Below are 21,848 nucleotides of genomic sequence, written 5' to 3'. Positions count from 1 at the left end.
TCCCACATCTGTGGCTCTACCGGCCAGGACCCACTCCTGTCGGCAACCCACGCTTACATGCGGAGGGGCCCCAGCCAAGACCTCCATACCGTCTATCGGAAAGCGCTGGAGCCCGTCAGCGCCTGCCCGATCACGAGTTGATGGACCTCGGATGTGCCCTCGTAGGTGAGGACGGATTCGAGGTTGTTGGCATGCCGGAGTACGGGGTATTCCAGCGTGATTCCGTTGGCGGCCAAGATCGTTCGGCATTCACGAGCGATCTTGATGGCCTCGCGCACGTTGTTGAGCTTGCCGAGCGACACTCGCTCGCCCGGTAGCTCTCCCTTGTCCTTCAGCCGGCCCAGATGCAGCGCGAGCAGTTGACCCTTGCCGAGTTCGAGCGCCATGTTCGCGAGCTTGGCCTGGGTGAGCTGGTATCCGGCCAGCGGCTTGTCGAACACCGCGCGGGTCTTGGAGTACTCGACGGCCGACTCGATGCAGTCCCGAGCCGCCCCCATCGCGCCGAACACGATGCCGAAACGGGCCTCGTTGAGGCAGCTCAACGGTCCGCTCAGGCCGCGGGCCTCGGGCAGCATCGCGTCGGCAGGAAGCCGGACGTCGTCGAACACCAACTCGCCCGTGATCGACGCGCGCAGAGACAGCTTCTTCTTCACCGTGTTCGCGGTGAATCCGGGGGTGTCCGTGGGGACGACGAAACCCCTGACCTTGTCGTCGGTTTGAGCCCACACGACGGCGACGTCGGCGACCGGACCGTTGGTGATCCACATCTTGCTGCCGTTGAGAATCCAGTCGTCACCGTCGCGCTTGGCGCGGGTGAGCATGCCGCCGGGGTTGGACCCGAAGTCGGCCTCGGTGAGACCGAAGCAGCCGATGAGCGAACCCTCGGCCATCCCCGGAAGCCACTGCTGCTTCTGTTCCTCGGACCCGTACTTCCAGATCGCGAACATCGCCAGCGAGCCCTGCACCGAGACCAGTGAGCGGATGCCGGAATCGATGGCTTCGAGTTCGAGGCAGGCCAACCCGTACGCCGTCGCCGATGTTCCGGCGCAGCCGTAGCCCTCGAGGTGCATGCCGAGCAGGCCGAGCGAGCCCAGCTCCTTGGCGAGTTCACGCGCGGGAACGGTGCCCTCGTCGAACCAGTCGGCGATGTGTGGTCGGATGCGTTCGTTGCCGAACTTGCGGACGGTGTCCCGGATCTGACGTTCTTCGTCGTCGAGGAGGGAATCGATCGCGAACAGTTCGTCGACGCTCTGGGAGTTGGCCACGGTGCCTCTTTCCGCTGGGGGTTGTCTTCGCAGGTTACCCACGCCCCTGCCGGGCGACGCAGGCCGATTAGTGTGGAGGCCATGAGTGAGCAGCGCAGCAAGGCAGACAACACCTCCTGGCAGGGCTTTTCCACGAAGGCGGTCCACGCGGGTTACGAGCCCGATCCACTGACCGGCGCGGTCAACGTGCCGATCTACGCCAGCTCCACCTTCGCGCAAGACGGGGTCGGCGGAATGCGTAGCGGATTCGAGTACGCGCGCACCGGCAACCCGACGCGTCGGCCGCTCGAGGCCAACCTCGCAGCCATCGAATCCGGTACCTACGGTCGCGCTTTCTCGTCGGGCATGGCCGCTACCGACTGCATGCTGCGGTCGGCGCTGCGTCCCGGTGACCACCTCGTCATTCCCAACGACGCCTACGGCGGCACGTACCGATTGATCGACAAGGTCTTCACCCAGTGGGGCATCGAGTACTCCGTGGCCGCGGTCTCGAACGTCGACGAGGTCCGCGCCGCGATGCGTCCGAACACCAAGCTGGTGTGGGTCGAGACGCCCACCAACCCGTTGCTCAACGTCGGTGACATCGAGGCGCTCGCGGGCGTCGCGCACGAGGGCGGGGCCAAGCTGGTCGTCGACAACACGTTCGCGTCTCCCTACCTGCAGCAGCCGTTGTCCCTCGGTGCCGACGTGGTGCTGCACTCGACGACCAAGTACATCGGTGGTCACTCCGACGTCGTCGGCGGCGCTCTGGTGACCGACAGCGAAGAGCTCGATACCGCGTTCGCGTTCCTGCAGAACGGTGCCGGGGGCGTTCCCGGACCGTTCGACGCATTCCTGACCTTGCGCGGCATCAAGACCCTCGCGTTGCGGATGGAACGGCACAGCGACAACGCGGAGAAGATCGTCGAATTCCTCGACGGGCACCCGGCCATCTCGCAGGTCATCTACCCCGGCCTCGAGTCGCACCCGTCTCACGCGGTGGCCGCGAAGCAGATGCGACGGTTCGGCGGCATGGTCTCCGTGCGGCTGGCCGGCGGCAAGCAGGCCGCTCTCGATTTCTGCGCGAAGACCGAGATCTTCACTCTCGCAGAGTCTTTGGGCGGCGTCGAGTCGCTCATCGAGCACCCCGGCGCGATGACGCACGCGTCGACTGCCGGTTCGCTGCTCGAGGTCCCGGACGACCTGGTGCGTCTGTCCGTCGGTATCGAGGACGGTGCCGATCTGGTGGGCGACGTCGAGCAAGCACTGGCATGATCGTTGCACTGATCGACTCGGGGTTGGGAATGCTCCCGACGGCTGCTCGCCTGCGTGAGTCGCGTCCCGAGCTCGATCTGGTGCTGATGATGGATCCCGACAACGCGCCGTGGGGTCCGAAGCCGGATGCGTGGGTGGTCGAGCGGGTGGTCGGTACCGCTCGGCATGCCGTCGAACTCGGTGCCGAGGTCGTGGTGTTGCCGTGCAACACGGCCAGTGTGACGGCGTTGAGCCAGGTGCGGGCTGCGCTCGGTGATTCCATCCCCGTGGTGGGGACGGTCCCGGCGATCAAACCCGCAGCGGCTGTCAGTGATCGGATCGCGATCTGGGCGACGGCGGCCACGACGGCAAGTGCGTACCAGGCCCGGTTGATCGACGAATTCGCCTCTCGTCGGACGGTGACCAGCGTGGCCTGCCACGGCCTGGCCGATTCGATCGATCGCGGAGACTCGACCGGAATACGTGCGGCCATCGACGCTGCGGTGGCCGCCACTCCCGACGACGTCGAGTCCATCGTGTTGGGGTGCACCCACTACCCGTTGGTGCTGAACGAGATCGTCGCGCGTCTGCCGAACGGCGTGACGATGTTCGACAGCGCGGCGGCCGTGGCCAATCAGACGGTGCGGCGCGCGGACGAGGTCGGTTCGGCGCGGGCCGGCACCGGATCGGTCTCGGTGTGGCTGAGCGGCATCGAAGGCGTACTGCCGGAGAGTGCACATCGTTACCGCGAGGCGACGGTGCTACTCGACGGTGCGCGGGCCCGGTAGTTCCGCGCCGCCGGGGAATGCCCGGTGGGTTCGTGCGTTGTCTTTCACTGAGGTAACGGTCGTTGCGGTGGAGGGAATGAGCACATGGTCGGTGTCGACACGCGGGACGTACAGGGCAGAGCAGCGGCGCGGATTCCGCATCGGTATGCCTTCTGGGTGGTCGGCGTCGCCTTCATCGTGCTCATGGCGTCCTCGGCTGCACCGTCGCCGCTGTACCCGGTGTACCAGCAGTCGTGGGGGTTCAGCGCGATCACCCTCACGGTCGTTTTCGCCGTCTATGCGCTGGCGCTGCTGCTGACTCTGCTCACGGTGGGAAGTCTGTCGGACCACATCGGACGCAAACCGATCCTGGTCGCGTCACTGCTGCTGCTGATCGTCAGTCTGGTGTTGTTCATCGTGGCCGACAGTGTTCCGGTATTGATCGCTGCTCGCGTCGTTCAGGGGATCGCCGCAGGCGCGGCGACGGGTGCCATGAGTGCGGCCATCATCGATCTGCAGCCCACCGTGTCGACCGGCCCGCTGCTCAACAGCGTCGCCCCCTCCTTCGGTCTGGCGGCAGGCGCAATCGGGGCCGGGTTGTTGGTGCAGTTGGCGCCGGCACCCGAAATTCTCGTGTTCGCCCTGTTGATCGCCGCCGCGGCAGTACTGGCCGTGGCCCTGCTGTTCGTGCCGGAGACGTCGGCGATGCGCGGCTTCGATTCCCGGCGTCACCTGGCGTCGACCCTGCTGCCGCGAGCCTCGCTGCCGAAGTCGGTGCGGGCACCGTTCGTGGTCATTGCTCCTGCCCTGTTCGCGACCTGGTCGCTCGGCGGGTTCCACCTCTCGCTGGGCCCGTCGATCATCGGCACCGTCTTCGGTATCGACAACCACATCGTGGGCGGCCTGGAGATCTTCTCGCTGTTCGCCTCGGGCTCGGTAGCAGCTGTCGTCGTGCGCAACGGGCTTCCTCGCACGGTGATGATGATCGGCGCGTCGGTGCTCGCAAGCGGCGTCGCGCTGACCTTGGTGTCGGTCGAAATCGGCTCGGTCGCGCTGTATTTCGTCGGCGCTGTCGTCGCAGGATCGGGCTGGGGAGCAACGTTTCTCGGTGCGATGCGCACGCTCGGTTCGTTGGTCCCCGCTGCGGAGCGAGGTGGCGTGTTCGCCACGACATTCGTCATCAGCTACCTCGCCTTCAGCCTGCCTGCGGTGATCGCCGGTCTCGCCGTGCATCGGCTCGGATTGAGCACCACGGTCGAGGTGTACGGGGCGTTCGTCATAGCTCTTGCACTGATCTCGGTCGTCGGGTTCTCGGTTGTGCAGCGACGAAATCGATAGCGCAGCAATCACTCCTCGATCTCCCCTCCCGAGGACGGGCACCATGTACTGCCCAATCGGATAGTCCGGCAGCGGTGTTGGAACGGTTCTGCCCTGCAGGTGTTCCGATCTCCTCTCGGTGCGGCCATGGTGGTCATCAGTGAGACGCCGATCACACACCCCAGGCGTTTCCTGACCACACTCACCGAGGAGACACCGATGGCAATCGAGCTCAATCAGATCTGGGAATTCCCCATCAAGGAGTTTCACCCGCTGCCCCGCGCCAAGCTGGGGGTCGGCGCTCACGACATGATCGGCGTCGAGGCGAAGGAACTCGGATTCAAGCGTGCCCTGCTCGTCACCACCGGACTGCGCGGATCCGGGATCATCGAGGAACTGATCGGCAAGATCGAATACCAGGGCGTCGAGGTGGTTCTCTACGACAAGGTCGAGTCGAACCCCAAGGACTACAACGTCATGGACGGTGCCGCGCTCTACCAGAAGGAGAAGTGCGACAGCGTCATCTCCGTCGGTGGCGGCTCCAGCCACGACGCGGCCAAGGGCATCCGCGTCGTCGTTGCCCACGACGGCCGCAACATCAACGAGTTCGAGGGATTCTCCAAGTCCACGAACAAGCAGAACCCACCGCATATCGCCGTATCGACCACCGCCGGAACGGGTTCCGAGACGTCCTGGGCGTACGTCATCACCGACACCTCGGACATGGAGAAGCCGCACAAGTGGCTCGCCTTCGACGAGGCGTCGACACCGACTCTGGCACTGGACGATCCGCTGCTCTACTACACCTGCCCCCAGCAATGGACCGCGTTCTGTGGCTTCGACGTTCTGGCACACGGTGCCGAGCCGTACGTGTCGCGTCTCGATTTCGCGCCGTCGCTGGGCAACGCGATCTACTCGATCGGCCTGGTGTCCAAGCACCTTCGCGAGGCCGTCTACGACCCGGGCAACCTGAAGGCTCGCGAGGGCATGATGAACGCCCAGTACATTGCCACGCAGGCGTTCAACTCCGGCGGACTCGGTGTCATCCACTCGATTTCCCACGCGATCAGTGCGTTCTACGACAGTGCTCACGGCCTCAACAACGCCATCGCTCTGCCGCGCGTGTGGGAGTACAACCTGCCTTCGCGCTACGAGCGCTATGCGGAGATCGCCGTGGCCATGGGCGTCGACACGAAGAACATGACCACCGTCCAGGCGGCCGACGCGGCAGTCGAAGCCGCCATCCGGCTCGCGAAGGACGTCGGCATTCCCGACAACTTCGGGTCGATCCGTTCCGCGACGTACGACAAGAACCGGATGAACACCGGCAAGTACGCCGGTAAGGGCGACGTGATCAAGGGTGACGAGAAGTCGGTACTCAAGATCTCCGAGCACATCCAGGAAGACTGGTGCACCCCGGGTAACCCCCGCGAGGTCACCGTCGAGTCGATGATTCCGGTCGTCTCGCACGCGATCAACGAGTCGTACTAACCGCCACCCATGTGAGTGGAACTTCGTAGCAGGGTACGAAGTTCCGCTCACATGCGGCGCAGCCGCCGTCCGAAGGGAAACACATGACCACGCTGTCGACAGTGCGTAGCGACGACACCGACACCGTTCGATTCACCGACGCTGCCGATCTGCGGAGGGCGCTCGCCGAGCAGGACTACATCGCCGACGACGATCTCGCCACCGTGGTGCATCTCGCGACAGCGCTCGATCGCCCCCTTCTGCTCGAGGGACCCGCGGGTGTCGGAAAGACCGAGCTCGCCAAATCGCTTGCTGCGGCGAGCGGCCGCAAGCTGGTGCGCTTGCAGTGCTACGAGGGCCTCGACGACAACCGAGCCCTGTACGAGTGGGATTACGCCAAACAACTTCTGCACGTGCAGATGCTGCGTGAACACATCGGTGCGCTGACGCAGCATGTCACCGACATCGACGACGCCTCGAAAATGCTTGCCGCCAAGGACTTCGGCCTGTATTCCGAGCCGTTCCTCTCGGTGCGTCCGCTGCTGGAATCGATCCTGTCCGAGGAGCCGGTGGTTCTTCTGGTCGACGAGGTCGACCGCACCGAGGAATCCATGGAGGCGCTGCTGCTCGAGGTGCTCGCCGAGAAGCAGGTGACCATTCCCGAGGTGGGCACCTTCACCGCACGAAGTGATCCGTGGGTCATTCTGACCTCCAACGACACTCGTGAGCTGTCCTCCGCCCTCAAACGCCGCTGCCTCCACTTTCATCTCGACTACCCCTCCGCCGAACGGGAACGTGAGATCGTCACCGCCCGCGCTCCGGAGGTACCCGATCGGGTCGCAGCCGACATCGTGGCGCTGGCAACCGAACTGCGGGCGCTGCCGCTGCGCAAGAGCCCATCGATCTCGGAGGTCATCGACGCGGCTCGTATCGCGTCGGTCCTCGGCCATACGGAGGACACCCGCAAGTATCTGCTCGCCGCGCTGGTCAAATACTCCTCGGACATGAAGATCGCGATGGCAGGCCCGGCGACGGAGACAGCCTCTGCAGCAACATCTCTCGGAGCCGTCGTCAACACGACCGCGACGGCGTTCCGGGGTCATGGTGGACGGGACAAGGGCGGCATCGGGATTCGACGATGACTGCGGTCGAGCCGTTCGCTCCGTCGGTGGTACTCGACGTGCTGTCGGCAGTGTTCGGCCGGACGCTGCGGCGGTTCGGAGTGGCGGCGTCGCCGGCCGAGGTCATCGAAGTCCGACGCGTGCTCGGGCTCCTGGGGGCACGTGACCTGACGGTTCTCCGCGCGGCGTTACGCGCCACGTGCGCGAAGTACGATCACGAACAGCAGGGATTCGATCTCGCGTTCGACTCGCTGTTCGCAGTCGGCTCGAACACTGTTGTCCACGAACACACTTCGCCGGTAGGCGCGCAGGTGGCGGGTGGCCTCCCGACCGATCTCGACGTGGGAGCCGACCAGGAGGCGGCGAAGTACGCCGAATACAACGAGCGTGCCGTCGAGATCGGAGATCTGCTCGACGCCCCTGAGGCCGACAAGGGCTTCAACCCACACAAGGACGACGACGACATCAGTCTGTCGTCGGAGGATCACGATCTGTCCATCGATACCGATGGCGACATGGGTCGACGGGGCGTGACCTACACCGTCGATCTGGAGCGTTCCGGTTCGACGGCGGCAGGGGAGTTGGCGTCGAGCACGAGCGGAGCGGTTGCAGGGCAACTGAACTGGGAGGATCCGGCAAGCATCCTGGCATGGTTCGACGCCTACGATCCCAGTAGCGTGTACGGCGATGGCGGAGATTCCGGGCCGCTGAGCGCGGCGATGTTGGACAGGATCACCGATGCCGTCGAAGCCTTCGTCGCAGCTCTGGGTGAGTTGACCGGGACGATGTCGTCACCGGTGCCGGTCGACGGCGCAGGGCGGGGGATCGACAGCCATGCCGAGATCGAACGCGCAAGTCACGAAGTGTTGCGGCACATGCGCGGGACTCCTCGGCCTCGGCCTCGCGAACACTCTCGGGGCCCGCTGGACATGCGTCGCACGGTTCGGTCGAGCCTGCGCACGGACGGCATTCCGTTTCGGTTGGTCACCAGGACACCGGTTCCGGACAAGGTTCGATTGTTGGTGCTGGCGGACGTCTCGTTGTCCGTTCGCCCGATCACCGCATTCACGCTCAGACTTGCCCAGGCGATGCACTCGCGTGCGCACCGCTGCACTGTGATGGGCTTCGTCGATTCTCCGGTGGACGTGACGACCACCTTGCTCGGGAGTACGGGCGACGGTGCTCTGGCTGCAGTACTCGCAGATGCGCGATTGGACCTCGAAGCGAGCAGCGATTACGGCAGAACCTTCGCGGACCTGCTGGACTCGCACGGAGACGTGTTGAACAAGCGCACTGCCGTGATCATCGTGGGGGACGGTCGGTGCAACGGACGGCCGCCCGGACTCGATGCGTTGGAGAAGATTCGGTCCAAGGTGCACCGCATCGCCTGGATCACTCCCGAAGCTCGTCGTTACTGGGCGCAGGCCGCGTGCTCGATGGAGGAGTACGAGCCATTCTGCGATCGAGTGGTGGTGGCACGAGACGGGGAACAGTTGGCGGCGCAGGCCGCCGATCTGGGGCATGCGCTGTCCTGACCCGACCCGTCACACCGCGTACCTGCCCGATCGGGTAGGTAGGAACCTGGCCCGGTGCTGGTGGGAACGGACCGTCTGCGCTCGTAAGGTTGTAACCTGAATCACAGGTCCGGATCGTGTTCGGATCGAAGGACAGCGAGGGTGTGAACGGTGGACCAGGCAGCTACTGCGAACGTCGGCAAGGCGCTGCACGATCTCGATACTCGGCGCAGCCGAGCCGAGACGCCACGTGTCCTCAAGTTCCATGCGCCCGAGATCGTGTTCGGTCCGGATTCGCTCGGAGAGGTCGCGCATGCGACGCGTCGTCTCGGTGGGGTACGGCCGATGCTCGTCACGGACGCCGGCTTGATCGAGAGTGGCTGGGCCGGGCAGCTCGTCGACCTCCTTCTTGCCCAGGGGCTGGAGCCCCAGGTCTGGAGCGCACTGACGCCCAATCCCAAGGACGTCGAAATCGAGGCCGGACACGGTTACTACGCGGACTTCGGCTGCGACGTATTGGTGGCCATCGGGGGAGGGTCGGTGATGGATGCGGCGAAAGGGATTGCCGTCCTCGCCGGCAACGGCGGTCGAATCCTCGACTACGAGGGGGTTGATCGGGCCACCCGGCCGATCCCGCCTCTGGTGATGGTGCCCACGACATCCGGCACCGGAGCCGACGTCTCGCAGTTCTGCATCGTCACCGATACCGCACGCTCGACGAAGATCACCATTCTCGGCCGAGCCCTGGTGCCGGACATCACGGTGATCGACCCGATGTTGCTCACCACGATGCCCGAATGGCTCAACGCTGCAACCGGTTTGGATGCTCTGACGCACGGGATAGAGGCGTTCGTGTCGTTGGGCCACAATCAGCTCACCGACCATCATGCTCTCCGAGCCATCACGATGGTGATGTCACAGTTGGCTCGCACCATCGACGAGCCGACCGACATGGTTGCACGAGGGTCGATGGCGCAGGCGAGTCTGGAGGCCGGCCTGGCATTCACGAACGCGATACTCGGTGCAACGCACGCGATGAGCCACCAGGTGGGCGGGCTGCTCGATCTCCCGCACGGGGTGATCAACGGTGTGCTGCTGCCGCACGTCATTCGTTTCAACGCTGCCGAGGATCCGTTGCCGTACGTGGCCATCGCGACGAGTCTCGGGCTACCCGAGGGCAGGGCCAGGCCGGAGGAGGCCGCCATGGCCGTGGCCGATCGAGTGGACCGCCTCGCTCGTCAGGTCGGTGTTCCCGCCGGCCTGGCCGAGATCGGCGTCAGCGAGTCCGATCTCGATGTGTTGGCCACCAACGCATTACGCGATGCGTGCATGTCCACCAACCCGCGCTCGGCCACGCACCGCGAGATGGTCGATCTGTTCAGGACCGCACTGTGACAACCGGACCCGACCTCTCGTTGCTGACGGGACTGCGTTCGGGCAAGAACACGTTCTACCCCCAGTATCGCGGCGCGGCAGAACGTTTGGAACGCGTTGTCTATGCGCTGGAACTGATTTCGCGAGCACTGGTGCGCACGGTCGACGGTCCGGAAACGCTGGTGTGCGCTGTGGCCGAGGCCGCACGAGCCCATCTGAGTGCGCGCTGGGTCGTGTTCGCTCTCGCCGACGGGGCGTTCCCCGACGCCGGTCCTCGCAGATTGGTACTCGGACCCGACGCCACACCGTTTCTGGTCGACAACGTCGAAGGGCCACCGTTGCCGGACGACGTCGTCGACTGCCTCGAGTCGATCCGACAGTCGACGTGCGGCGACGGGCTGACCCCGGTGATCTCCGCCCATCACGCCTTCGTGCCGATCGCGTACGACGGGGGTGTCGTGGGCGCTTTTGCAGCGTGGACCGGTGAGCAACGTGTGCTGGACGCCACCGACGCCGCGGTGCTCAGCATCCTGGCCAGCCAAACCGCGGTGGCCCTGCAGAATTCGGCTCTGTTCCAGAGCCGAAGACAACTCCTCGAGCGCACCGAGAATGCCTACGCCGAGGCGAATCGAACAGCGGCCGACCTCGCCGCCCGCAATGCCGAACTCCTGCTGACACAAAGACAATTGGGTGCCGCACATCGGCATCAGGTGCTCGACGACGAACGGCATCGCATCGCACGCGAACTGCACGACAGCGTGACCCAGGCCGTGTTGTCGGCCGGTATGCAGATCGAGGTCTGTCGCAGTGACATCTCGGCGGAAGAGCGCATAGACAGGCTGGATCTGGCCAAGGATCTGACGCGTCGGGCAGTGGATCAGCTGCGGTCGGCGATCTACGCGCTCAATCACCCTCAGGACGCCGACCGCACGTCGCTTCCCGAAATGCTCGAACAGCTTTCGGTGGTCCACATGCCCGACGAGTTGCAGGTCTCGCTGCGGGTGGAGGGAACTCCCGTCGAGTTGAGCAGCGAATGCGAGCATGCTTTGCTCCGCATCGCCGGAGAGGCGTTGTTCAACACTGCAGTGCACGGACATGCATCCCGGGCCATTCTTCGCTTGAGCTATTCGCTCGATCAGGTACAGCTGTCGATTGCCGATGACGGTGACGGCGATCCGGCGCACTTGCGCATGATGCTGCACATGGCCGAGTCCACCGACGTCGACGGCCGCCACCGCGGGTTGGCGAACATGGCGGCGCGCGCCCGCGAACACGGCGGGGTCTTCGAGATCCGCCGTGCCCGCACCGGGGGCGTGCGAGTGGCAGTGCGTATACCGCTCGACCCGAATTCCACGAAGGGCACAGCATGAGCGTCACAGCGGTACGAGACGGTTCGCCTCAGGCGGCGCCGCCCAGGGTTCGGATCGTCCTGGTCGACGACCACGCGATCTTGCGCGACGGGCTGCGTTCGGTACTCGAGCGTGAATCGGATCTGACGATCGTGGGGGAGGCGTCGACCCGAGAGGAGGGGTTGGCCGTCGTCGCTCGGGTCACACCCGACATCGTGCTGATGGACCTCAAGCTCTCTGCCAGCTCCGATTACGAGGGTCTCGCCCTGTGTGCGCAGTTGTCCAAGGCACACAACGGAATCGGTCTACTCGTCTTGACGACGTTCCTCGACGATCGTCTGGTGGTGGAGGCCGTGCATGCCGGTGCCCGGGGATATGTGGTCAAGGACGTCGACACCACCGAGTTGGTTCGCGCGATCCGCGCGGTGTCGCGCGGTGAGAGTGCGTTCGATTCCCGGAGCGCGTCGGCCGTCGTTCGTTCTCTCAACGGCACACCGAGCAGCATCGAGCGGCTGACCGAGCGGGAGCTCGAAGTGCTCCGGCTACTGGCAACGGGTCTGTCCAACAACATGATCGGAACGCGGTTGTTCATCTCGGCGACGACGGTGAAGTTTCACGTCAGCAACATCATGCGCAAACTTGCGGTGTCCCGCCGTGCCGAGGCCGTCTATGCCGCGAGCAAACAGGGATTGATCTGAGCGATGAGCCTTCGGGCGCAGAGTGCAAAGTAGACGGCGCTCGGCGTCCTGTCGGGAGCGTCCTCGCGGTGCAGGCTACGGATAACACATACCAGTGATATCCACGCCGAGGAGCACCCATGACGACTGTTCAGGAAGATACGCGCTCACACGACGCCCCGGCCGACCGCCCTACGGAACTCACCGTTCTCGGAGCGTGTGCGCAGGACTGTCCGGATTCGTGCTCGATGGTGGTGACCGTCGAGGACGGGGTGGCGACGAGCGTCAGCGGGAGCAAGACCAACCCGTACACCAACGGTGGCCTCTGCGTGAAGGTGGACAACTATCTCGACAAGGTCTACAGCCCGGACCGAGTGCTGTACCCGCTCAAGCGGTCCGGGCCCAAGGGCTCAGGAGAGTTCGAGCGGATCTCGTGGGACGAGGCCGTGGCCACCATTGCCGAGAAATTCACCTCCATCGCCGAGGAATTCGGCCCCGAGGCGATCATGCCGTGCAATTACCTCGGCACCCAGGGCATTACGCAGGGTCTCAATGTCGGGGATGCATTCTTCAACCGACTCGGGGCGACGGTTGCCGAGCGCACCTACTGCGATGCGGGCTCGTGCACGGCCTACGCGATGACGGTGGGCGACACGGCAGGCGTCGACCCCGAGAGTTTCGTCCACTCCAAGTTCATTCTGATCTGGGCGGCGAACACCATGAGCACCAACCTGCACCTGTGGCCGTACGTGGCCGAGGCGAAGAAACGCGGGGCCAAGGTGGTGGTGATCGATCCGGTCAAGACCAGAACCGCCAAGGCCGCGAGCTGGTACATCCCCATTCGTCCGGGCACCGACGGCGCTCTCGCCCTGGCGATGATGCACGTGATCATCGACGAGGGATTGACCGACGCGGATTACATCGAACGCTTCACCATCGGTTTCGACGAATTGGCCGATCGGGTGCAGCAGTACACCCCGCAATGGGCGTCCGAGGAGACGGGTATTCCCGTCGAGGACATCTACACGCTGGCAAGGGAATACGCACAGAGTCAGCCCTCCGTCATTCGGATCGGCGTCGCCATCGAGCGCAGTGCCGGTGGCGGGCAGAGCGTCCGAGCCATCTCCTGTCTACCGTCGTTGGTGGGGGCCTGGCGTAAGCCCGGCGGCGGCATCCTGCAGCTGCCGCTGTGGGCGTTTCCGGTGAACTGGCCCGAGTTTCTGCAGACGGATCTGCAGACTCCGGGTACACGCGTGATCAATCTGTATCAGCTGGGTGAGGCGCTGACCGGCGGGTTGAATCTGGACACGCCCCTCAAAGGTCTGATGGTGTACAACTCGAACCCGGTGGTGGTGTGTCCCGATCAGAAGCGCATGATCGACGGGCTCAGCCGGGAGGATCTGTTCACGGTCGTCAGCGACCATTTCATCACCGACACTGCCGATTACGCCGATATCATTCTGCCCGCCACGACACAGCTGGAACAGGACGACATCAACTTTTCCTGGGGCCACCTGTTCGTCACGTACAACAACCGGTCGATCGAGCCCCTCGGTGAGGCCGTCCCCAATACCGAGATGTTTCGCCGATTGGCCGCCGCGATGGGCTTCACCGAACCGGTGTTCTCCCGAACCGATGAGGAACTCCTCGCCCTCTCCTACGACTGGAATGCCCCGGCAATGGAGGGCATCACGATCGACTCGCTCAAGAAGCTCGGGTGGCAGCGACTCAACCTTCCCGGTCCCGACGAGTACGCACCGCACGCAGAGGGCAATTTCCGGACGCCGTCCGGCAAAACGGAGTTTCTGTCCTCGGCGGCGGCGGGCGGCAACTTCGTGCTGCCGCTGTTCCGGCAGGGATCGAACGATCACCAGCCGGGACAACCGGTGGATCCGCTCCCGCACTACATCCCGCCGCGCGAGTCGTCGAGGACCAATCCCGGACTGGCAGAGAAGTATCCACTCAATCTGCTCACGCCCAAGTCACACGCGTACCTGAATTCGAGCTTCGGGAATCTCGACATGCACCGCAAAGTGCAGAAGGAGCCGACCCTGCTGATCAACCCTGTCGACGGCGAACGGCGGGGAATCGCTTCGGGTGACGTGGTGCGAGTCTTCAACGATCGCGGCGAATTCACCGTCGTTGCCAAACTCGACAAGTCGGTCATGCAGGGTGTCACCGTCTGTGCGATGGGTGCATGGCGCAAGAACATGCTGTCGCTGTCGACCCCGGCGTCGCTCAATCCGACGGTGTTCGCCGACCTCGGGAACGCTCCGACGTTCTCCGACACCCTCGTCGAGGTCGCGGCGCTCGATTCCTGACAACTCTTTCTCCTACTACGAACAAGAGGATCTCGATATGGCCTACGTCGTGACCGAAGCGTGCATCGACCTGCTCGACAAGGCATGCACCGAGGAGTGCCCCGTCGACTGCATCTACGAGGGCGCTCGGATGATGTACATCAATCCCGACGAGTGCGTCGACTGCGGCAAGTGCATGCCGGCCTGTCCCAACGACGCCATCTTCTGGGAGCACAAGATCCCGGAGGAACAGAAGCGGTTCGTCGACATCGCCGTCGAATTCTGTGAGGACGCAGATGCTTCCGGCGGTGCGGAAGATCTCGGCCCGGTTGGGCACGACCATCCCTCGATCGACGAAGTGGCGAAGAAGTGAGTGCCGCAACGGTTTCCGAGAGTGATCTGATCATCGTCGGTGCCGGACCTGCCGGGCTGTACGGTGCGTACTACGCGGGTTTCCGGGGCATGACGGTCACCGTGATCGACGCTCTGCCCCATCCGGGCGGGCAATTGGCGGCCCTGTACCCCGAGAAGAAGATATTCGACGTCGCCGGGTTTCCGGCGATCAAGGCGCAACATCTGGTCGACGCATTGGTCGAACAGGCGGATCAGGCGAAGCCGACGTACCTCATGGGGCACGTGGCGACCGAACTCGAAGAATCCGAGAACTTCGTGCGGGTCACGACGGACAAGGGAGAGACCGTCGTCGGCAAGGCCGTTCTCGTGGCCGCAGGTATCGGTAAGTTCACGCCGAGGCCATTGCCGGCCGGAGCCGAGTTCCACGACCGAGGCCTACGGTATTTCGTGCCGAAACTCGATGATCTCGCCGGCGAACGGGTGATGATCGTCGGCGGCGGAGACTCGGCAGTCGACTGGGCGTTGAGCCTGGAGCCGATCGCGAAATCGGTGGTACTGGTGCACCGGCGCAACGACTTTCGGGCCCACGCTCACAGCCTCGGTTTGCTGGAGCGGTCCGGTGTCGATGTCCTCACGCCGTTCGAGGTGGAGGAAATCATAGGCGTGGACTTCGTCGAATCGGTCACGATCGTCGACGGCACCGGAGTCGACCGTCGACAGCTGGAGGTATCGAGTGTTGTTGCCGCACTAGGGTTCAAGGCTGCACTCGGCCCCATCGCCACGTGGGGGCTGGACAAGTACCAGCGCGATATCGCCGTCGGACGGACGATGCGCACCAGCCGAAGGCGAGTCTTCGCGGCGGGCGACGTCGCCGGACACGAAGACAAGGTCAAGTTGATCGCAGTCGGGTTCGCCGAGGCCGCGACAGCGGTCAACCACATCGCCCCGCTCGTCGACGGCTCGGCAGCGATCGTGCCCGGCCACTCGAGCGACTCGCTCCACTGAGGAGAGACCCGTAGGAGCTCAGTTTCACCGACGAGGACCGTGAGCAGTGCCGACCTCGGGCTGCTCACGGTCGCTCGGCCACTTCGGGCGAGTGACCGCCCGCGGGTCGTCGGACTGCGCGCACGCGGCCGCGCGGTACTGACGCGGGCTCATCCCGTACTGCTCGCGAAAGGCGCGACTGAATACTGCGGAGTCCGCGAAACCCCATCGCCGACTGATCTGGCCGAGCGAGCGGTCCACCGCGACGCTGGCGATGATCTCGCGTCGACAGCGCTCGAGCCGTTTGACCCGAATGCTGCGCGCCACCGTGGTGCCACTGGCCGCGAACAGACGGTGCAGTTGGCGAGTGGAGACGAGCATGGCCGACGCGACGGTGCTGGGCGACAGATCTGGGTCTGCGAGGTGTTCCTCGATATAGCGTTGCGCCGTCCGAACCAGGGCGTTACCGGGGGAATCCAGCGCCGGGCTGGAAGTGGTGTTCCTCGCGATGACGCTGACCAGATCTCCGACCTCGTCTGCGATGGCCTGCGCGCCCGCGGTACCCAGCGTCGACCGGGTCGACCCCAGGTCGTGCAGAAATCGGCTGAGGAGGCCGCTGAAACCGGCCGAGCCGTCGAACGCCATGGCCGTCAGGTCGCTGGATTCACGCTCGTCGAGTCGCAGCATGTGACGGGGCCAGGTGAATACTTCGAGCTCCCATTGATCGTCGTCGGGGTGACCGTCGATGATCCAGTCGAAGGGACGAGACGTGTCGTAGATGGCGAAGTCGCCGCGGGAGAGCACGCATTCGCGTCCGTCCTGCACCACGATCGCGCGGCCTCGACGGATCATCCCGATCTGAACGTATTCGATTCGGTCCTTCTCGATGAGCGAGTCGGTTCGCGCGATGCGTTGTGTCGTCGATCGGACAGTCGACACCTGCAGGTGCGCCAGAGACATCGATCGGACGGCTCCCGTGAATCGACTGTCCGCCACGTCGGCCACGTCCAGGGCGACGAAGTGCTCGTTCAACATGTCGGACCAGTCGCCGCGGCTGGTCGTTCGAGTCGGAATGGAGAATCCGGATCGAGACAGCATGGGGACCCCTTGTCGTAGACGCTCACGGCGATGCAGGAGCTTTCTTCGAGATTAACCCGCAATGTTTCCGGTTGATTCACTGTTCGTAACTTTGTCGGAAAGTCGTGAGGCAGGGTCGTGCGCTGGTCGCTGCACGTCAACTACCGGGCGCGCGCGGTCAAGTGTGAGGCACTGCCGTCCGCGATTCTGGTGTTCGACCGAGTGAAAGGACTACTCCGTGGGTGATCCCGTTCGAGCAGTGCGCAGCCATCCGACCGACCTCGATTCGGGGACGGTGGACGCTCGGGGGCGGGCACTTCGGGATCTCCGTATCTCGGTCACCGACCGGTGCAACTTCCGCTGTGTCTACTGCATGCCTCGAGCCGAGTTCGGTCCCGATCACCGATTCCTCGACACCGGCAGGCTGCTGTCCTTCGACGAGATCGACAGAGTGGCGCGGGCCGCGGCGACGATCGGCATCCGAAAGATCCGTCTGACGGGCGGTGAACCGTTGCTGCGGGCCGGAATCGCCACGCTGATCGAACGATTGAGCGCCATCGACGGCGTCGATCTTGCGATGACCACGAACGGGTCGTTGCTCGCAGCCCAGGCCGCATCGTTGTACGCGGCCGGTCTGAAGCGGGTCACCGTCAGCCTGGATTCGATCGACTCGACGACGTTCGCGCGGATGAGCGACACGCGCGTACCCGTCCGGGCCGTGCTCGACGGTATCGACGCGGCAGTTCGCGCCGGGATGTCACCCGTCAAGGTGAATGTGGTGGTGCGACGGGGCGTGAACGGTGATTCGATTCTGGACCTGGCCGAACGGTTCCGAGGGACCGGCATCGTCGTGCGGTTCATCGAGTACATGGATGTCGGGGCGACGAACCGGTGGGAAATGGCGCAGGTGAGGACGTCGACTCCATTGTCGACATCATCGGGGCAGCCCATCCGCTCGAGCGGATCGAGTCGATGTACGAAGGCGAGGTCGCGACGCGCTATCGGTATCGCGACGGGAGCGGAGAAATCGGGGTGATCGGCTCGGTGTCGAAACCGTTCTGCGGCAGCTGTACTCGGGCCAGGCTGTCGGCGGACGGGCAGGTGTACACGTGCCTCTTCGCTTCAGCGGGAACCGATCTGCGCGCGCTGCTGCGTTCGGGGGCATCGCAGGATGCCCTCGTGGCGCGGTTGTCGGCGCTCTGGAACAGCCGTGACGATCGATACTCCGAACTGCGAGCGGGATCGGGGGACACCCCGGCCGGCGAGCGGATCGAGATGTCCTACATCGGCGGATGAGGCGGACCGTAAACGCGACTACCCGTTCGGTCGACGAACACCGTTGTGCCATAGCAGATCTTGGATTGGCAGCCCGAGTGCGGGCGGTACCCATCGGATCTGCGGTCGGCGCAGTTCTCGCCGAGGATGTCGTTGCCGAGCGTTCTGCCGGCGTTCGACAATTCTGCAGTCGACGGGTTCGCTGTGCGCCGTACCGATGTGATCGGTTCTCGACGACTGCCGGCCACACTGACCGTCTCGGCGCGTAGCGTCGCCGGACGGTCGAGTACCGAGCTGAGCGTGGCACCGGGTGAATGTGTACAAATCATGACCGGTGCAGTACTTCCGCGAGGGGCCGATCTGGTGGTGCCTGTCGAACAGACCAGCGGATTCGTGACGTCGTTCGGTTCCGATACGGTGACCATCTGTTCGAGTGGTTCCAAGAGCAACATCCGCCGTCGTGCTTCGGATTTCGATGCCGGTGACGTGGCCATCAGGGCCGGTACGGTGCTGACTCCCGCTCAGGTCGGACTGCTTGCGGCACTCGGACGAACGCATGTCAGGATTGGCTCGACATTGACCGTGGCTGTGTTGTCCACCGGATCCGAAATCCGCTGTGCTGAAGAAACTCCGACGCTCGGCGAGTGTTTCGACGCCAACTCTCCGATGATCGCAGCCGATCTGCTGCGGTGTGGTGCCGATGTGCACCTCGAATCGGCGGTATCCGACGATGTGGAGGCGTGCAGAGCGGCCCTTGCTCGCTGCGCTGCGGTAGCCGACGTCATCATCACGACCGGTGGAATCAGCGCAGGAACCGAGGAGGTGGTCCGGCTTGCGCTGGCGGATCACGACGTCACCTTCGCCTCGGTTGCGGTCAGGCCGGGAAAACCGCAGGGCTGCGGACGATTCGATGGAATTCCGATCATCTGCCTGCCCGGAAATCCGGTGAGTGCGCTGATCTCCTACGAGTTGTTCGTCCGGCCGGTCCTGGCATCCGCTCTGCGGGATCCGGCGGCGGAGCGAACGGTGAGAACAGTGCGGGTTCGCGGCGACGGGACCTCGCCGTCGACCACACCTCGGGTTCTGTTGGGATTCATCGACGGCGCGGACGCCTCGGTCACGCAGTCGCATTCGATGGGAGCATTGGCAGCCGCGAACGGATTGGTCGTCGTTCCCCCGGGCGACTCACTCCCGCACGCAACGGGGCAGTACCCCGCGTGGACCTTCGATTCACGGGCGGCATCGAGACCGGGCCGGTACGTATGAGTTGAGCGAACAACTGCGCAGACCGCAGGCGGTGAGATCAGATGGTGCGGGGTGGAGGCCAAGCAGGATGGAGAGACGGGGTGACGGCGGGAAGTCGTCGCGACGGCACCAGCGCGCAAGCGAGAGTGCCGAGCAGACACTGAACGAGGTGCGCGCGGCAACGGGTACCGAGTACTAGGTCATCCAGCTCCCACAACTGCGATTCGGAAACCTGTCGGTGGGTCGAGATACTCTTTCTTCAGTTCGAACGCATGTTCTTCGATTGCGGGTCACCGGGGGGTGAGAAGAATGGCTGCACCAGTGGTGTCGTTGGATGCGTTGACTACTGCCGCGCGGGAAGAGAATCGGTGTGCGGCCCGAAAGATCGCTGCCTGCTACGACTTCCACCTCACCTGTATCGCCCAGGATGCGAAGCATCGACACTACAGCCGGTACGGACGGACCGAGATGGCACTCGCGTTGAGCTGCTCTGCCACCGTCGCCGAAGCGTACGTGTCCGTCGGCGTGGCACTGCACACCCGGCTTCCTCTGGTGAAAACCGCATTCGAGGCCGGCGACATCGACCTCCCCCGCGTACGTACGGTGTGCCGGATCCTCGACAACCTCTCCGACGACATCGTGAAGTCGGTCGAGGGCGACATCGTCGAGGCGGCCCGCCGGTCGTCACCGGGTCCGCTGGAGAAAGAGATCTGGGACATCCTGCTGCGGGTCGCGCCCGAGGAAGCAGCTGCACTACGCGAGTTCGCCAAGAGGTTCCGTACCGTTACCTACAGCCCGGCCGGTGAATTGGCCCGGATCCGAGCAGAATTGACCGCCCCCGAAGCCGCCGCCGCATGGCAGCTCCTGGAGGAGATGGCCGACACGGTGTGTGTGAAGGATCCGCGCGGTAAGCAGGAACGACTGTGTGATGCGTTCATGGCGCGGATGCACGGAGAACCCCGGTTGGTATGCCTGTGTGCACGCCCGGACTGCCCGAAGAAGGATGCGAGACTGCCGGATCGTCGGGTGCCGTTGACGATGGTCACCGTCGATATCGCCACCCTCATCGGGTTGTTGGCGAATCCTGCGTATCTGGCTGGGCACGGTTCCATCGATCCTGATCTGGCCCGGGAACTAGCTCGCAACAGTCAGTGGCAGATTCTGCTCACCGAGGCGGTGACGCTGGCGGAGACGCTCGGGCTGGCGGTGCAGAACCCGGAAACCGGGGAATGGGAACGACGCTCCACTGAATCGACAGACACCACAGACACCACAGTCGAGTCGAACACGGCAGACCCCGAGCCTGCACAGCCGAACTCGGCAGAATCGAATACAGCGGAAACGAATACGTCTGAAACGCAAACGGATAGAGGCACAGGAAGTGTAGCGGGCACCGCAACGAACACAGCAGCGCCGACGGATGCGGCATCGAGAACGGACTCGGCAGCACCGAGAACTCATGCCGACAACGCAACCGGCGATACACGCCGCGAAGGCAATGCTGACCCTAATTCCGTCGGCAGCCCGCAGGCCGGTACCGACACCGTCACCCGACCCAATACCTCGGGCACCGAAACCGGCCACGCCGCGAGCGCCGAAACACCACCGCCCGGACCTTCACCATCCGACCCAGGACCGCCACCCGACCCGGGACCGCATCCCGACTCAGGACCGGTCCGGAGTTCGGGTTCGGTTCCACCAGAATCGCATGCGACGACCGACACAACGCCACCCGCGCCGACCGACACAACGCCACCCGCGACGACCGCCGACTCCGACACTCGGCAACGACGCCGAAATGCCCTGGCCTTTGCGGCAGCCCTGTTCTGTACCCACACCCCTGTCGGCCGGGGCGCACGGCACAGCTCTGCCCTCGACCTACCGTCCGCGATGCGACGCCCTAACCCAACGATCCACGCAGCAGGCCGGACCCCCTCAGTCCACACACCGGCACACTGCACGCCCTCCGGCATCTACCTCGGCAATGCATCCCTCGCCGCAGCACTCGAATCCGCCATCGCCGCCGACCCCACTCTCGGCAAGTCCGTCGGACGCGACCCCATGACCGCTCGAGCTTTGATCTACCGACCCGACGCCCTCACCACCGCCGCAGTCCGACTCCGCGACCGCCACTGCCGGTTCCCCGGCTGCCACCGACCCGCGGCACGCTGCCAACTCGACCACGTGATCCCGTTCGATCACGCCAACCCACTCGGCGGCGGCTGGACGACCGTCGACAACCTCCAATGCATCTGCGAATACCACCACAGCGTCAAAACCGCCGGCTACTGGAAAGCAGTCATGCTCCCCGGCGGTGCCATCCTGTGGACCTCCACCTCGAAGACCACCCGAATAACTTTGCCCGCCAACGGAACAGCGGTACCCATCATCGGCAACGACCTCCGCCCAGACATACCCACCAAACCCAGACGATCCGGCATCATCACCTACCCCGACCCACCCGACAACCCGACTCCAGAACCGAGCGACGAGGAAGGTGACACAGCACCACCGTTCTAGAACTCC

18 protein-coding genes are annotated in these 21,848 nt (G+C 64.4%); 16 read left to right on the top strand and 2 right to left on the bottom strand.

Features of this window, described 5'->3' with window-relative positions:
• Nucleotides 1–92 precede the first annotated feature (92 nt).
• Nucleotides 93–1,265 carry an acyl-CoA dehydrogenase family protein gene (locus AB0P23_RS11800; RefSeq protein ID WP_032388183.1) on the bottom strand — a complete coding sequence of 391 codons (1,173 nt, stop codon included), beginning with the start codon at nucleotides 1,263–1,265 and terminating at the stop codon, nucleotides 93–95.
• Nucleotides 1,266–1,346: 81 nt separating this feature from the next.
• Between AB0P23_RS11800 and AB0P23_RS11795 the strand changes: the two genes are divergently transcribed.
• The 12 genes from AB0P23_RS11795 to AB0P23_RS11740 all read left to right on the top strand — a co-directional run bounded on the left by AB0P23_RS11795 (nucleotide 1,347) and on the right by AB0P23_RS11740 (nucleotide 15,746).
• Entirely contained in the window at nucleotides 1,347–2,519 is a 1,173-nt protein-coding gene (locus AB0P23_RS11795; protein WP_032365667.1) for a cystathionine gamma-synthase, read from the top strand.
• On the top strand, nucleotides 2,516–3,286 hold the full coding sequence (locus AB0P23_RS11790; RefSeq protein WP_032400167.1) for an aspartate/glutamate racemase family protein: 771 nt from the start codon (nucleotides 2,516–2,518) through the stop codon (nucleotides 3,284–3,286). The genes AB0P23_RS11795 and AB0P23_RS11790 overlap by 4 nt, the downstream gene beginning before the upstream one ends.
• Before the next feature lie 84 nt (nucleotides 3,287–3,370).
• A complete protein-coding gene (locus AB0P23_RS11785; protein WP_032365665.1) occupies nucleotides 3,371–4,603 on the top strand; it encodes an MFS transporter in 1,233 nt (410 codons plus the stop codon).
• 198 nt (nucleotides 4,604–4,801) lie between these two features.
• On the top strand, nucleotides 4,802–6,073 hold the full coding sequence (mdo, locus tag AB0P23_RS11780) for an NDMA-dependent methanol dehydrogenase (protein ID WP_027496261.1): 1,272 nt from the start codon (nucleotides 4,802–4,804) through the stop codon (nucleotides 6,071–6,073).
• Between the two features lie 83 nt (nucleotides 6,074–6,156).
• Complete coding sequence (locus AB0P23_RS11775) at nucleotides 6,157–7,194, top strand: MoxR family ATPase (RefSeq protein ID WP_206498980.1); 1,038 nt, start codon at nucleotides 6,157–6,159, stop codon at nucleotides 7,192–7,194.
• Nucleotides 7,191–8,708 (top strand): VWA domain-containing protein, encoded by a 1,518-nt coding sequence (locus AB0P23_RS11770; RefSeq protein ID WP_032365663.1) that lies wholly within the window; start codon nucleotides 7,191–7,193, stop codon nucleotides 8,706–8,708. The genes AB0P23_RS11775 and AB0P23_RS11770 overlap by 4 nt, the downstream gene beginning before the upstream one ends.
• A gap of 186 nt (nucleotides 8,709–8,894) precedes the next feature.
• Nucleotides 8,895–10,082 (top strand): iron-containing alcohol dehydrogenase, encoded by a 1,188-nt coding sequence (locus AB0P23_RS11765; RefSeq protein WP_027496264.1) that lies wholly within the window; start codon nucleotides 8,895–8,897, stop codon nucleotides 10,080–10,082.
• On the top strand, nucleotides 10,079–11,431 hold the full coding sequence (locus AB0P23_RS11760) for a histidine kinase (RefSeq protein ID WP_363797677.1): 1,353 nt from the start codon (nucleotides 10,079–10,081) through the stop codon (nucleotides 11,429–11,431). Before AB0P23_RS11765 ends, AB0P23_RS11760 begins: the two co-directional genes overlap by 4 nt.
• Nucleotides 11,428–12,108, top strand: a complete 681-nt coding sequence (locus AB0P23_RS11755; RefSeq protein WP_032371078.1) for a response regulator transcription factor — start codon at nucleotides 11,428–11,430, stop codon at nucleotides 12,106–12,108. The genes AB0P23_RS11760 and AB0P23_RS11755 overlap by 4 nt, the downstream gene beginning before the upstream one ends.
• Before the next feature lie 119 nt (nucleotides 12,109–12,227).
• Nucleotides 12,228–14,408: a molybdopterin-dependent oxidoreductase gene (locus tag AB0P23_RS11750; RefSeq protein WP_363797675.1), complete on the top strand. Its 2,181-nt coding sequence runs from the start codon at nucleotides 12,228–12,230 to the stop codon at nucleotides 14,406–14,408.
• Between the two features lie 37 nt (nucleotides 14,409–14,445).
• A complete protein-coding gene (fdxA, locus tag AB0P23_RS11745; protein ID WP_363797673.1) occupies nucleotides 14,446–14,760 on the top strand; it encodes a ferredoxin in 315 nt (104 codons plus the stop codon).
• Entirely contained in the window at nucleotides 14,757–15,746 is a 990-nt protein-coding gene (locus tag AB0P23_RS11740; protein WP_363797671.1) for an NAD(P)/FAD-dependent oxidoreductase, read from the top strand. Before fdxA ends, AB0P23_RS11740 begins: the two co-directional genes overlap by 4 nt.
• Before the next feature lie 24 nt (nucleotides 15,747–15,770).
• On the opposite strand, the gene AB0P23_RS11735 is transcribed toward AB0P23_RS11740, so the two are convergent.
• Nucleotides 15,771–16,823, bottom strand: a complete 1,053-nt coding sequence (locus AB0P23_RS11735) for a helix-turn-helix domain-containing protein (RefSeq protein ID WP_363797670.1) — start codon at nucleotides 16,821–16,823, stop codon at nucleotides 15,771–15,773.
• Nucleotides 16,824–17,040: 217 nt separating this feature from the next.
• On the opposite strand from AB0P23_RS11735, the gene AB0P23_RS11730 reads away from it, so the two are divergent.
• The 4 genes from AB0P23_RS11730 (at nucleotide 17,041) to AB0P23_RS11715 (ending at nucleotide 21,842) form a co-directional block, all read left to right on the top strand.
• Nucleotides 17,041–17,838 (top strand): radical SAM protein, encoded by a 798-nt coding sequence (locus tag AB0P23_RS11730; RefSeq protein WP_363797668.1) that lies wholly within the window; start codon nucleotides 17,041–17,043, stop codon nucleotides 17,836–17,838.
• On the top strand, nucleotides 17,775–18,098 hold the full coding sequence (locus AB0P23_RS11725; RefSeq protein ID WP_363797666.1) for a hypothetical protein: 324 nt from the start codon (nucleotides 17,775–17,777) through the stop codon (nucleotides 18,096–18,098). The genes AB0P23_RS11730 and AB0P23_RS11725 overlap by 64 nt, the downstream gene beginning before the upstream one ends.
• 132 nt (nucleotides 18,099–18,230) lie before the next feature.
• On the top strand, nucleotides 18,231–19,343 hold the full coding sequence (gene glp, locus AB0P23_RS11720; RefSeq protein WP_363797664.1) for a gephyrin-like molybdotransferase Glp: 1,113 nt from the start codon (nucleotides 18,231–18,233) through the stop codon (nucleotides 19,341–19,343).
• Between the two features lie 288 nt (nucleotides 19,344–19,631).
• On the top strand, nucleotides 19,632–21,842 hold the full coding sequence (locus AB0P23_RS11715) for a DUF222 domain-containing protein (RefSeq protein WP_052061459.1): 2,211 nt from the start codon (nucleotides 19,632–19,634) through the stop codon (nucleotides 21,840–21,842).
• The last annotated feature ends 6 nt before the right edge of the window (nucleotides 21,843–21,848 follow it).

The organism is Rhodococcus sp. NPDC077669, assembly GCF_040686915.1.
In the GTDB taxonomy this organism is placed as follows: Bacteria; Actinomycetota; Actinomycetes; order Mycobacteriales; family Mycobacteriaceae; genus Rhodococcoides; species Rhodococcoides fascians.
Note: the sequence above shows the minus strand (reverse complement) of the source record. Positions and strands in the feature narration are given on the sequence as shown.